A 12,686-nucleotide genomic window follows, 5' to 3' on the forward strand; every position below is an offset into this window, starting at 1 on the left:
ATACACGCATCGCTTAAAAGTCATGCTCACTAGAGAAAACAGCCCAGCCTGAGTATAGTTAACAACCACAGTGAAACACCTATCTCACTGGCATCTCATTACAACCATCAGCACGGTAAAAAAGATCTCTTCATGGCCGACTATATCTTAGCGATCGATCAAGGCACAACCAGTTCCAGGGCAATTCTTTTCGATAGCGACGCCACTGCCGCGCACAGTGCCCAGCAGGAGTTTCCGCAGCACTTCCCCCAAGACGGCTGGGTCGAGCACGACCCCGAAGACATCTGGCAGAGCGTCATCGATTGCTGTCACCAAGTCATCAACCAGCTCGGTGATGGCGAGCAGATTGCCGCCATCGGCATCACCAACCAGCGTGAGACAACACTGGTATGGGATAAGCTCACCGGCAAAACCATCTACCCCGCCATCGTCTGGCAGGATCGCCGCACTAGCGACTACTGCCAGCAACTGAAAGACCGGGGCCTAGAAGAACGCATCAACGACATTACCGGGCTGCTCATCGACCCCTACTTTTCCGCCACCAAGCTGCGCTGGATTTTAGAGCAAGTACCCGGTGCCCGCGCTCGCGCCGAACGTGGCGAGCTCGCCTTCGGCACCGTCGACAGCTACCTGCTCTGGCGGCTCAGTGGCGGCCGAGAGCACCGCACCGACGCCAGCAACGCTTCGCGCACCATGCTGTTTAATATCCACAGTCAGCAGTGGGATGAGGAATTACTCGAACTTTTCGATATCCCCGCCGCACTGCTGCCAGAGGTGATGGATTGCGCCGATCAATTCGGCGTCAGTGACGCCGCCGTGCTCGGCCGACAGGTGCCCATCCTCGGCATGGCCGGCGATCAGCAGGCCGCACTATTTGGCCAGACCTGCTTTAACAAGGGCATGGCCAAGTCGACCTACGGCACCGGCTGTTTCATGATCGTCAACACCGGCGACTGTGCCTTAAAATCAAAAAACCGCCTACTCACCACCGTCGCCTACCGGCTTCGGGGAGAAGTAACTTACGCCTTAGAGGGCAGCATCTTCGTCGCTGGCGCGACCATCCAGTGGCTGCGCGACGGACTCATGCTAATCGATAACGCCATGGAGAGTGAGCCGCTTGCCGAGCAAACCGACCCCGATCACGGCGTCTATATGGTGCCCGCCTTCACCGGCCTCGGCGCGCCCTATTGGGACCCCAACGCACGCGGCGCCATCTTCGGCCTATGCCGAGACACCGGCATCAAGGAAATTGTCACCGCCGGCCTGCAATCGGTCTGCTATCAATCGAAAGACCTGCAGAAAGCCATGGAGAGCGATGGTGAGCGCCCCATCGCACTGCGTGTCGATGGCGGTATGGTCGCCAACAACTGGGTGATGCAGTTTCTCGCCGATATCCTCGGCGCCACCGTCGATCGACCAACGATTATCGAGACCACCGCACTCGGCGCCGCCTATCTCGCCGGCCTAGAGGCGGGTATCTTTACCTCACTGGAGCAGCTCGAGCAAAAGTGGCAGTGCCAACAACGTTTCGAACCTCAGATGAGCAAGTCGCGACGCGACGCTTTTTACGCTGGCTGGCAGCAGGCGATTCGTCGCGTGCAGAGCGAGTAATCATCACTCTCTCTGCACCGGTCAAGCACGGCGTTTAAGCGTGCTTGGCCAACATCCCCGACATCACCTCCTTGTCCTGCCAGCGTCGCTGACTCAAGCGCCACAAATAGACCACTGCCGTTGTCACAATCATCATCACGAAGAGATTCCAGGACGCCTGCGGGCCCCACTCCAAGATACGTATGACCACGACCTGCGCCAATAGCATCAACCAGTGCAGACTCACCGAGACCACCATCATCCAGCGTGTATCGCCGATACCGCGCAACACGCCACCGGATACTAGAATGATCGCATCGGCAACGGTATAAGAGACCAGCCCTAGCATCATGTGCCCCGCCATCACTTTAATCTGCTCCGCCTCCGGTCCCTCTATGACGAAGATAGCAACCAGCTCATGGCGGAAAATCAAATACAATAATCCCAGTACCACGGAGTAACTAATGCTGAGCATAAAGCCCGAACGTATCACCTGGTTAATGCCATCGACGTTGCCGGCACCGACAGAGCGCCCCACCATACTGACGATCGCAATACTCAGTCCCATCATCGGCACGAACGACATAATATCCCAGTTTAAGACGATCGCCGATGACGCGCCTTCCACTACACCGTACGACTGAAACATCAGCAGAAACAGGTTAAACGCCGCCACATTCAAAAACGTCTCAATCCCCGAGGGCAGGCCCAAGCGAAGATAGCGTCGCAAGATGCCGCGATCAATACCCCAGGAGTCGGCAACAGCAAACTGCCGACGATGCTCCGGATGGAAATAAAACAGCGCATAAACCGCCAGCGAAAACGCCATACTAATCGCCGTCCCCAGCGCCGCCCCCAAGATGCCTAATTCCGGTAATCCCCAGACACCAAAAACGAAGCCATAGGAAAGTGGGATATTCATTAATACCCCCAGCGTATCGGCCGCCATTACCACCTTAGTGCGACTAATGCCGGCAAAGTAAGAGGCAATTGAAACCTTCAACAACTGCAGTGGGGACATCAACAGCAAGGCAAAAAAGTACTGTTTTTCCAGCACTAACTGCTCTTTCGCGTGCCCCATCGCCGCAAACAAATCTGCGACAAAATAACCGATCAGCATCAGTATCGGCAGACTAATCAACGACAGTAAAGCCGCCTGCGTCATCACTTTCGAACATTTATGAAAATCTCCTGCGCCAAAATTATGCGCCACAATTGCGTTGCCATAAGCAAGCACACCAATAAAAAGTGATTGGCAAAAAAATACCGCCACACCACCACCTAACGCCGCCGCCATGTGCGTAGGACTAACCTGCGACAAAAAGTAGCGATCACAAAAAATCATTACAGCAAAGGCCCCCTGCGAGACGATCATTGGTGCCGCCAACACCAACAAAGCTTGCAGCGTCCTCATTTCCTTTGTTATTACTTTAAACATCATTTATCCATGAAATTAATTATTACTTAAAACCGCAACGGTCTCTATTTCTTCATCGTGATTAGACATGGCTGTCCCTCCTTTATTCTTCTATTTAGCGTTACGGTGCTGCCGAGCACCTCCGTCACGGGCGTTTTTTAAGCAAAAAAAACCCGCAAGGCGATGAGCCTTCCGGGTTCTTTAGAAAAGAGTGGGGAGGCTGATTCGCCTCCCATTTCATGGAGACTTTAGCTGAGAATAAACGCCACCGACGAACACGCCAGCACAAGGCTGTTACGCATAACGCAGGTGATATGTTGTTTCAGTAAAGGCTTCATGGAATTTCTCTCTCAAAATAGTTAGCAGAATTGAAGGGGCTATGTTCTTACCAATAACAAAGTAAGTCAACGTGTTTCTCTCAAAAAAATGTAAAAAAATAAACTGAGAGGATTTCTTGTTACCTTCTTGCACAGTGGGTAGTTTTTTCCGTAAGTAGAACTACCTACAGAGTCGCGACAGTCAATGCGGTGATTACATTTACAGGTTAATAAAACTTTATTATTTCCGTAAAATTATTCGTCACTCTTGTTCAGAGAATTATTTACATATTGTTTTCGTTTATTTAGGCTGCGCCTTTACGCAATCACAACAAACTTTGTGATTGTTCCCTCCACACGGGTGCTGTTATGACGCAACAAAGGAAAGCTTATTGTTTCGGCCTCGCCGCGGTGCTCTGTTGGTCGACCGTTGCCACCGCCTTTAAAATCAGCTTGAGCTACCTCAGCCCGGCACAGATGCTGCTGATCGCGAGCTTGGTCTCAACCACGGTATTAACGGTCACGCTGCACTATCAGGGTGGGCTGAAGGCGCTCCGTCAACTGTCTCCTCGCGATATCGTCACCTCCTTCGCCTTCGGAGCCCTCAACCCGACACTCTACTACTTAGTGTTATTCCAAGCCTATGACGTGTTAAGCGCGCAGCAGGCCCAAGCCATCAACTACACCTGGGCCCTCACCATGGCCCTACTCGCCGTCCCCTTACTCGGACAGCGACTGCGCCGACAAGACATCATCGCCGCGCTGCTGTGTTATTGCGGCGTGCTCTATATTGCCACCGGCGGGCAGCCCTTGGCGCTCCAGTTTGATAACACCACTGGGGTATTACTCGCTCTCGCGAGCACGGTCATCTGGGCGCTGTACTGGATCTTAAACACCCGCGATAAACGGCCTGCGCTACTGGGCTTGCTGCTAAACTTTGCCTGTTCACTACCATTAATCGCCCTCTACTGCCTCGTTCACGATGAGTTTCACGCAGTCCCTTGGCAGGGGGTCGTCGGCGCTAGCTATATCGGCATCTTCGAGATGGGGCTGGCCTTCGTCTTCTGGCTACAGGCGATGAAGCTCACCGACAGCACCGCCAAGATATCCAACCTTATTTTTATCTCACCGTTTCTCTCGTTACTGCTTATTGCCGGCCTACTCGGTGAGGTTATCCTGCCCAGTACTCTCTTTGGCTTGGCCATGATCATTGTCGGTCTACTCTGCCAACAGGGCGTGTTTCGGCTACCGCGTAAGTCCACTAGTCAGTGAGTAACGCCAGCGCCTCTTTGCTCCAGGCCAACCAGGCCTGCTCGCCCAGAATACCTTTGCGTAGCGTCATATAGGGCAGCTTGTAGGAGGAGCGCTGCGCCGGATCGAGATCGAGATACTGGCGCTCCAACAGCTCGAATGTCGCCAACAGCTTACGGTGGTATTCCTGCTGCTCGACAATCTTCGCCAACAGCACCTGGTTGTCCACGCAATCACCCGCATAGAGCTTAACTAGGAAGGCGTCGTTGACCTTGCTCGCCTTGCAGGGGCTCTCGATCCACTGCCGCAGCACTTCTTCGCCGAGCGCAGTAATTTGATAGACCTTTTTATCCGGCTTGCCGACCTGCGGCATCTCGCGGACATCGATCAGTTGCTCCGCCAACATCTTTTTCAGCTGTTGATAAATCTGCTGATGGCTAGCACTCCAAAAGTAACCCAGGCCGCTCTTAAATCGCTTGGATAGGTCGTAGCCACTCCCTTCCTCAGCCTGCAATAAGGCTAATACGGCATGTTTTAGGGACATATTTTCCACCCGTTGATCACTCATGAAGTCTCGTCATCGACGAGGGTTAGACATTCTACTCATCCAGTATAACCATCAAAATATGAAAAAACTTGCATATAACAGTTTAGACACATAACCTATATGCAACTTTATGCATAAGAGACGACTCGAGGTTAATCATGGCTCAAGTACGCACCGGCCGCCGCTACCGCACCAAACGTGCCGACTCCCACTACGATGCGATCGTCATCGGCTCCGGCATGGGCGGCCTCACCAACGCTGCCCTACTGTCACTGCTCGGTAAGAAAGTCTGCGTCTTAGAGCAACATTACACCGCCGGTGGTTTCACCCACGCTTACGAGCGCAACGGCTACGAGTGGGATGTCGGGGTGCACTATATCGGTGAGGTCCACAAGCCATCGACTCTCGGTAGAATCTTCGACGTGATCAGCCAGGGGCGGCTGAAATGGGCGGAGATGGACCCCGTCTACGACAAGATCATCCTCGGTGACGAAGAGTTCGATTTTGTCGCCGGTCGCGACAACTTTATCGAAGAGCTGTGCAAGCACTTCCCCGATGACCGCCAAGTCATCCAAGACTACATCGAGCTCATTCGCAAGATGAGCCGCCTGACCCCCAAGTTCTTCATGGGCCAGGCGATGCCGCGCGGCCTGGGTAACTTTTACAACCGCTTCCTACGTCGTCTATTACTGCCCAAGGAGTTCTTCCAGACAACTCGCGTCGTGTTAGAGGGGCTAACGAACAACCAAAAGCTTATCTCCGTATTGACGGGACAGTGGGGTGACCACGGCCAGGTGCCAGAAGATGCCTCGTTTGTGATGCACGCGCTGATCGCCAAGCATTATCTCGCCGGCGGCGCCTACCCGGTCGGCGGCGCCTCGGAAATTGCCCGCACCATCATCCCCACCATCCAACAGGGCGGCGGCGAAGTCTTCACCTATGCTGAGGTCGATGAACTACTAGTCGAGAACAATCAGTGTGTCGGCGTCAAAATGGTCAACGGCGATGAGATTCGCGCCGATCAGGTAATCAGCAACGTCGGCTTTATGAATACTGTAGAGCGTATACTTCCTGCCGCTCAGCGCCAGCAATATAACGTCAACAAAGAAGCCGAAAAACTGCAGCGCTCCAGCGCCTCGCTGTGCATTTACGCTGGTTTTAAGGGCACCGCAGAAGAGCTTGGACTGAACAGCACCAACCTGTGGATCTACCCCGACGGCGATCACGAGGGCAATATGAAGCGCTTCCTCGACGACCCGGACGCCGCAGCGCCGCTGATCTATGTCTCCTTCCCCTCCATCAAAGACCCCGACTGGGACAACCGCTTCCCGGGCAAATCAACCGTCGAGATCGTTACCCTCAGCAATATCGACTGGTTTAAAGCCTGGGACGGCACCACCTGGCAGCAGCGGGGCGAAGACTACGAGCAGTACAAGCAGCAGCAGGGTGAGCGGCTGATGGAGGTGTTGTTTCAGCGCATGCCACAGCTGCGCGACGCCATTGACTACTACGAGGTATCAACGCCACTGTCGACGCAGTTCTATCAGCTCAATAAAGAGGGCGAGATCTACGGCCTCGATCACTTCGTCGAACGCTTCGGACAGAGCTGCCTGCACCCGCAGACCAAGCTGAAGAACTTCTACATGACGGGTTCCGACGTGATGACGGCCGGTGTCGGCGGTGCCTTGATGGGCGGCCTGTTCACTACCATGTCGATGCACGGCTTACGCGGTAGCAAAATCGTCAAGCAACTCCTCAAAGACTATAAGATCCCCGAGGCATAACCGACCAACTCTGCGCGGCAGCCTGCGCTGCCGCGTTAACAACAGCTAAAAAATCCTCGTCAACCATCTATTTAGTGATTAAAACGCCCTCTCTCAAGAGAAAATGCCATTAACCAAAGTACGTTACACCGAGTAAGCTTAGAGAGACATAAGCCGACATGCAGGTGTGACGATGCGAATACTTTTTCTGCTCATCGTCATCGTCTCGTTTTGCAGTAATGGTCGCGCCAACGAGCCTCCCCCATCGACGCCACAAGCCATGATCACCCTCACCGTGACGATTCCTGCTCGCCACTATATCGCCGCCGTCGACCGCCATCTTTACGTCCCCCAAGACAGCGTCGTTGTTACCCAGAAAGTTAGCCACAGCCTGCACTACAAGATTGTCTGCGCCCAGTAGCGCTCAACTGTCACGCCTTGTCGCTGCACTAATCCCTTAAATCTTATCGCGCACTCTACCCTGCTGTAACATCACCCTGTAACATCACCCTGCAGCGTCACCAACAATGTTCTATCACCGGCGTAATCACGGTGCTCGCAGAGATAGATGCCCTGCCAAAGTCCTATGTTCAAACAGCCATCGGTGATTGGCAGCGTCACACTGGCCCCCAACAAGCTACTCTTCAGGTGCGCCGGCATATCATCCTCCCCCTCATCGACATGGCGATAATACGGCGCGCCCTCCGGCACCATGCGATTGAAATGGCTCTCAAAGTCCTCGCGTACCGTGGGATCGGCATTTTCATTCACCGTCAACGAAGCGGAGGTATGCTGAATCCACACATGCATCAGCCCCACGCGGTAGCGTTCAAGCTCCGGCAGCTGAGCGAGTAACTCGTCGGTGATCAGATGAAAGCCGCGTCGACGCCTGCTGAGTGTTATCTGCCGCTGCAACCACATTGTTTTTCTCCCCCTGCCGCCATTGCTGGCAGCACCTTCCGCTCACCCCTCGGCTGACTTAATCGGCCACTGGCTCGAGCTGTTATGCCATTGTGTTTGCCCATCATTCAATTACAGTAAACGCTGAGCACTGTCCTTAAGATCATAACAACGAACCAGAAGGCCATCATGAAAAAATTCCCCTGCACACCCGTCGGCACCGACTTCATCAACACCGCACGTCATGTCTACAAGGCCGAAGTGATCATCAAAGCCAGCCCTAGCCGCATCTTCGATTACCTGGAAGACGCCCACAGCTGGACCGTCTGGGCCGACCCGATCGAGCGGGTAGAGTGGACCTCGGCCAAACCCTTCGGTATCGGCACCACACGCACCGTCTACATGCAGGGTGGCATGGTCGGTTGGGAGACGTTTATCGCCTGGGATCGCGGCCGTCACATGGCCTTCTGTTTTACCGATATGAGCAGGAATATGGCGGAGAAGTTCGCCGAAGATTATAAGGTGATCGATATGGGCGATGGCAGGTGTCACGTCACCTGGACCATGGCCATTGAGCCCAAGGGCGCAAGCCGCTTCATTCTGCCTCTGTTCGGACCGCTGATGGGCATGATGAATAGGCGCTGGTTCAAGAAGTTTGGCGCCCTGGTCGAACAGGACAAGCTGGTCACTCAAACTGACGATTGCGAGGCGACCGCCGCCTAAAGCAAGCGGGCCTCAAACCAGGGGCCCGCCCGTCATCGCTTACTTTTTCTTCTTCGACGGTGCGATGCCCATGTACTTGCAGATGATGCTCAGCATCACCTCGTCGGCACCGCCGCCGATCGAGAGCAGCCTGTTGTCGCGGAAGAACTGCGACACGGGGTTATCCCACATGAAACCGTTGCCGCCCCAGTACTGCAGACAGGCGTCGGTGAGCTCACGGCTCAGGCGGCCAATTTTTAATTTCGCCATCGAGGCCAGCTCGCTGACATCGTTACCCGCGACGTACTCATCGGCGGCACGATAGAACAGCGAACGCAGTAATTCGATCTCGGTCTTCAGTTCCGCCATGCGGTAGTGCACCACCTGGTTATCGATCAGCGGCTGACCGAATATCTCACGCTCACGACAGTAGTTGATGGTCTCTTCGACACACCACTCTAGGCTGGCCAAGCTGCTGATACAGGACAATCGCTCCTCCTGGAACTGAATCATCTGGTAGATGAAGCCCTGGCCCTCTTCGCCGACCAAGTTGCTCTTGGGAACGCGTACATTATCGAGGTAGATCGGCGCGGTATCAGAGGAACGCATGCCCAGCTTGTCGAGCTTCTCGCCGACACTAAAGCCCGGCAAGTTGGTGGGCACTACGATCAACGATTTATTCTGATGCGGCTTGCCCTCGCTGGTATTACACAGCAGGCAGACCCAGTCCGCCTGCGTCGCATTAGTGATCCACATCTTGCTGCCGTTGATGATGTAATCATCACCGTCGCTAACTGCCGTCGTCTTCAGTGCTGCCACATCGGAGCCGCCGGAGACTTCGCTGACGGCAATGGCGCAGACCTGGTCACCGGCGATCGCCGGGGCCAGAAATTGCTCACACAGCTCGGCACTGCCGAACTTGGCCAGCGCCGGTGTCGCCATACAGGTTTGGACGTTCAGCGCCATATTGACACCACCGCAGCGGATGCGGCCCAGTGCCTCGTTGGCCACCATGGCATAGCTATAATCGAGCCCCAGGCCGCCGTATTCGACCGGCTTATCGATCCCCAATAGACCAAGCTCACCCATCTTCTTGACGATGTCGTGCATCGGGAACAAACCCGCCTGTTCCCACTCGGCGATGTAGGGGTTGATCTCGGTATCGACAAAATTATGAATGGTGCGAATTAACTCTTTATGTTCTTGGCTTAGCTTCATCTTGACGCCTTAATTTATTCAGTTATTCAGTTATTCAGTTATTCAGTTATTCAGTTAAAAAAACGTTAGCACGGTGGCGCAGTGAGCTCTTACTCGTCGGCGCTCAGCACAATCACGGTCTGACGAATGCTCACCTGCTCGCCCTGAGTGATTTGCACCGCCTCCACCACGCCGTCACAGTCGGCCTTCAGTGGGTGTTCCATCTTCATCGCCTCGAGTATCGCCAGCGTCTGCCCCTGGCTAACGCGCTCACCCTGCTCGACCAGTAGCTGATAAATGCTGCCATCCATCGGCGCCACAATGCGACCACTGGCAGCACCAGCCCGCGTCTCCGGTGCCGCTAATGTGACATCGTGAAAGCTGCTGCTATCGCCCAGCATCGACACAGAGATCGTACCGCTGCTCGCGACATAGTGGATATAGGCCTCGGCATCGACGAAGACCTGCTCCGCCAACGACAGCGCGAAGCGACAACGATAGGTCGCCGCCGCGCAGCTAACCGGCACCTGCCAGCGCAAGCGCAGTTGTTGCTCGCCAATCTGGCAGCAATAAACCGCTTGCTCACGGCTGACGCTGATCTCGGTACGGCTGTCATCCTCACCCTGTAGCAGCAAACGATGCGGCTGCCTGAGACCGTTACTCCAGCCACCCGCCTCCGTTGCAGAACCGCCTTGGCTAGCAAGGAAGACGGCTGCGAGTGCCTGCGCTAACGCCTGCTGTCCCTCTGCCGGCGCTAACAGCGAGGCTAAGTCGAGCTGATGGTCGATATAGTCGGTGGTGGCCTCACCGGCGATAAACACCGGGTCTTGTAACAGCCGCGCGAGGAAGCTCTGGTTACAACGCACCCCGGTTAACACGCTATTTTGCAGCGCTCTCAGCAAGCGCCGGCGCGCCATCTCGCGATCCTCGCCAAAGGCGATCAGCTTCGCCAGCATCGGGTCGTAATACGGACTCACTGGCTGGCCGGCACTGATACCGGCATCGATGCGCAGCCCCTCGTTCGCCGCCGGCAGCCAGGCATCGACGACACCGGTCTGCGGCATGAACTGCTGAGCGGGATCCTCGGCATAGAGGCGCACCTCGATCGCGTGTCCGCTCAAACCAATCTCATGCTGCTGCTTCGGCAGCGCATGACCCGCCGCCACCTGTAACTGCCAGGCGACTAGATCCAGTCCCGTCACCCATTCTGTCACCGGGTGCTCGACCTGTAAGCGTGTATTCATCTCGAGGAAGTAAAACGCACCGTCGGCATCTAACAAAAATTCTATAGTGCCAGCACCGATGTAATCACAGGCCTTGGTGGCGCGTACTGCCGCCTCACCCATCGCCTGGCGTAGGGTCTCATCGACCGCCGGCGAGGGAGCCTCTTCGACCACCTTCTGGTGGCGGCGCTGTAGCGAGCAATCACGCTCACCAAGATAGACGGCATTGCCAAAGCGATCACCGAACACCTGCACCTCGATATGACGAGCACGGACCAGCGCCTTCTCCAGGATAATCTCATCGTTGCCAAAGGCGTTCAGCGCCTCACTGCGCGCCATCGCCAGCTGCTCGATAAAGCTGTCGGCACTGTCGACCAGACGCATGCCTCGACCACCGCCACCGGCGCTGGCCTTAATCATCACTGGCCAACCAATGGCTTCAGCCTGACGCAGCAGCTCATCGTTAGACTGCTCCGCCCCCTCATAGCCTGGTATACAGGGCACACCGGCGGCAATCATCTTCAGCTTTGCCTGACGCTTACTGCCCATCTCGACAATCGAAGCAGCGCTCGGACCAATGAAGACGATGCCTTCGTCAGCGCAGCGCTCGGCAAACTCCGCATTCTCGGAAAAGAAGCCATAACCGGGGTGAATGGCATCGGCAGCCGACGCTCGCGCCGCAGCAAACACCTGCTCGATATTAAGATAGCTGGCGTCGATCGAATTACCTTCGAGACGCACCGCGCTATCGGCAGCCGCCACATGCGGGCTATCGGCATCAACCGGGCTGTACAACGCTACCGTCCGGTAGCCCTGCTGCTTGGCACTCTCGATGACGCGCAGCGCGATCTCACCACGGTTGGCGACTAAGACACTGGTAAACGGCTGGCAGCGGCTCATGCGTCACCCGCCTTCGCCCACTCGGGCAAACGCTTACCGACGAAAGCCGTCGTCCCCTCAACCCCTTCATCGCTCTGCACTGCCTGCGAGAAGGCCTCTGCCGCCTCATCGAGCAGCTGCTCTAAGGGCTGGTGGCCAACGGCCTGAATAATCTTCTTCGTCACCCGGTTGGCATTCGGCGCACAGCTGCGTAATTCCGCCAAGGTATCGCGCAGCTTGCGCTCCACCGCCTCGTCGTCGTCACAGACAAAGTGTACCAAGCCCAAGCGGTAGGCTTCGGCTCCGTTGAAACGTGTACCTAACAGGGCTAAGCGGCGGGCCTGGGTCAGGCCGATACGCTGCACCACAAAGGCGGCGATCTGCGCTGGCGGAATGCCCAGCCCCGATTCCGGCAGACCAAACTGCGCCTTGCGGTGACAGATCGCCACATCGCTGACACAGGCGAGGCCGAAGCCTCCGCCGAGTACCGCGCCTTCCAGTACCGCGACCACCACCACTGGGCAGGCATTAACACGGGTGATCAACTCACCGAAGCGGCGGTTCAGACGATAGAACGCCTGGCTATCTTCGCTGACCGCCTGACGCGCCTGCGACATGTCTTTAATATCACCGCCGGCACAAAAGTTGGCCGCCGCACCACGCAAGATCACCGCGCGGATGTTGGCGTCATCTTCGATCGCCGCAAACACCTCCAGCAGCTCATCGACCATGGTCATATTCATCGCGTTGCGGGCATTCGGTCGGTTCAATGTTACCGTCAACACCTGCGCCTCGAAACCTAGCTTTAGGGTGTTTAGTTTCTCGCTCTGTGTCGTCTTGAGCAGTTCTACTAACTTAGTCATCGATCATTCTCTCTACAATCTATCGGTCACTTGGACC

Annotated in this window: 11 protein-coding genes; 5 read left to right on the plus strand and 6 right to left on the minus strand. The window is 55.6% G+C overall.

Features of this window, described 5'->3' with window-relative positions; all coding sequences use genetic code 11:
• The first annotated feature begins 132 nt into the window (after window positions 1-132).
• A complete protein-coding gene (gene glpK, locus EDC56_RS10640) occupies window positions 133-1,611 on the plus strand; it encodes a glycerol kinase GlpK (RefSeq protein ID WP_123712486.1) in 1,479 nt (492 codons plus the stop codon).
• A gap of 34 nt (window positions 1,612-1,645) precedes the next feature.
• Here the strand turns inward: glpK and EDC56_RS10645 are convergent, their stop codons facing one another.
• Window positions 1,646-3,028, minus strand: coding sequence for an MATE family efflux transporter (locus EDC56_RS10645; protein ID WP_245980682.1), 1,383 nt, complete (start codon window positions 3,026-3,028; stop codon window positions 1,646-1,648).
• Between the two features lie 665 nt (window positions 3,029-3,693).
• On the opposite strand from EDC56_RS10645, the gene EDC56_RS10650 reads away from it, so the two are divergent.
• Window positions 3,694-4,596 (plus strand): DMT family transporter, encoded by a 903-nt coding sequence (locus tag EDC56_RS10650; RefSeq protein ID WP_123712487.1) that lies wholly within the window; start codon window positions 3,694-3,696, stop codon window positions 4,594-4,596.
• Here the strand turns inward: EDC56_RS10650 and EDC56_RS10655 are convergent.
• Window positions 4,586-5,143: a PadR family transcriptional regulator gene (locus tag EDC56_RS10655; RefSeq protein ID WP_211333647.1), complete on the minus strand. Its 558-nt coding sequence runs from the start codon at window positions 5,141-5,143 to the stop codon at window positions 4,586-4,588. The genes EDC56_RS10650 and EDC56_RS10655 overlap by 11 nt on opposite strands.
• Before the next feature lie 137 nt (window positions 5,144-5,280).
• On the opposite strand from EDC56_RS10655, the gene EDC56_RS10660 reads away from it, so the two are divergent.
• Together EDC56_RS10660 and EDC56_RS19450 are read left to right on the plus strand one after the other, a co-directional pair.
• On the plus strand, window positions 5,281-6,906 hold the full coding sequence (locus EDC56_RS10660) for a phytoene desaturase family protein (RefSeq protein WP_123712488.1): 1,626 nt from the start codon (window positions 5,281-5,283) through the stop codon (window positions 6,904-6,906).
• Window positions 6,907-7,078: 172 nt separating this feature from the next.
• Entirely contained in the window at window positions 7,079-7,306 is a 228-nt protein-coding gene (locus EDC56_RS19450) for a hypothetical protein (protein WP_148059379.1), read from the plus strand.
• A 71-nt stretch (window positions 7,307-7,377) separates the two neighbouring features.
• Here EDC56_RS19450 and EDC56_RS10670 read toward each other — a convergent pair whose 3' ends face one another.
• Entirely contained in the window at window positions 7,378-7,806 is a 429-nt protein-coding gene (locus EDC56_RS10670; protein WP_123712490.1) for a secondary thiamine-phosphate synthase enzyme YjbQ, read from the minus strand.
• A 168-nt stretch (window positions 7,807-7,974) separates the two neighbouring features.
• Between EDC56_RS10670 and EDC56_RS10675 the strand changes: the two genes are divergently transcribed.
• Window positions 7,975-8,508, plus strand: coding sequence for an SRPBCC family protein (locus tag EDC56_RS10675; RefSeq protein WP_123712491.1), 534 nt, complete (start codon window positions 7,975-7,977; stop codon window positions 8,506-8,508).
• 39 nt (window positions 8,509-8,547) lie between these two features.
• Here the strand turns inward: EDC56_RS10675 and EDC56_RS10680 are convergent, their stop codons facing one another.
• The 3 genes from EDC56_RS10680 to EDC56_RS10690 all read right to left on the minus strand — a co-directional run bounded on the left by EDC56_RS10680 (window position 8,548) and on the right by EDC56_RS10690 (window position 12,649).
• Window positions 8,548-9,705: an acyl-CoA dehydrogenase family protein gene (locus EDC56_RS10680; RefSeq protein ID WP_123712492.1), complete on the minus strand. Its 1,158-nt coding sequence runs from the start codon at window positions 9,703-9,705 to the stop codon at window positions 8,548-8,550.
• Between the two features lie 89 nt (window positions 9,706-9,794).
• Window positions 9,795-11,807, minus strand: coding sequence for an acetyl/propionyl/methylcrotonyl-CoA carboxylase subunit alpha (locus tag EDC56_RS10685; RefSeq protein WP_123712493.1), 2,013 nt, complete (start codon window positions 11,805-11,807; stop codon window positions 9,795-9,797).
• Complete coding sequence (locus EDC56_RS10690; RefSeq protein WP_123712494.1) at window positions 11,804-12,649, minus strand: enoyl-CoA hydratase/isomerase family protein; 846 nt, start codon at window positions 12,647-12,649, stop codon at window positions 11,804-11,806. Before EDC56_RS10690 ends, EDC56_RS10685 begins: the two co-directional genes overlap by 4 nt.
• Between the last annotated feature and the right edge of the window lie 37 nt (window positions 12,650-12,686).

Source organism: Sinobacterium caligoides (assembly GCF_003752585.1).
Classification (GTDB): domain Bacteria; phylum Pseudomonadota; class Gammaproteobacteria; order Pseudomonadales; family Sinobacteriaceae; genus Sinobacterium; species Sinobacterium caligoides.

Coding starts and splice junctions, on each gene's coding strand:
- glpK (WP_123712486.1), top strand. CDS start 133: ATGGCCGACTATATCTTAGCGATCGATCAAGGCACAACCAGTTCCAGG.
- EDC56_RS10645 (WP_245980682.1), bottom strand. CDS start 3,028: ATGTTTAAAGTAATAACAAAGGAAATGAGGACGCTGCAAGCTTTGTTG.
- EDC56_RS10650 (WP_123712487.1), top strand. CDS start 3,694: ATGACGCAACAAAGGAAAGCTTATTGTTTCGGCCTCGCCGCGGTGCTC.
- EDC56_RS10655 (WP_211333647.1), bottom strand. CDS start 5,143: ATGAGTGATCAACGGGTGGAAAATATGTCCCTAAAACATGCCGTATTA.
- EDC56_RS10660 (WP_123712488.1), top strand. CDS start 5,281: ATGGCTCAAGTACGCACCGGCCGCCGCTACCGCACCAAACGTGCCGAC.
- EDC56_RS19450 (WP_148059379.1), top strand. CDS start 7,079: ATGCGAATACTTTTTCTGCTCATCGTCATCGTCTCGTTTTGCAGTAAT.
- EDC56_RS10670 (WP_123712490.1), bottom strand. CDS start 7,806: ATGTGGTTGCAGCGGCAGATAACACTCAGCAGGCGTCGACGCGGCTTT.
- EDC56_RS10675 (WP_123712491.1), top strand. CDS start 7,975: ATGAAAAAATTCCCCTGCACACCCGTCGGCACCGACTTCATCAACACC.
- EDC56_RS10680 (WP_123712492.1), bottom strand. CDS start 9,705: ATGAAGCTAAGCCAAGAACATAAAGAGTTAATTCGCACCATTCATAAT.
- EDC56_RS10685 (WP_123712493.1), bottom strand. CDS start 11,807: ATGAGCCGCTGCCAGCCGTTTACCAGTGTCTTAGTCGCCAACCGTGGT.
- EDC56_RS10690 (WP_123712494.1), bottom strand. CDS start 12,649: ATGACTAAGTTAGTAGAACTGCTCAAGACGACACAGAGCGAGAAACTA.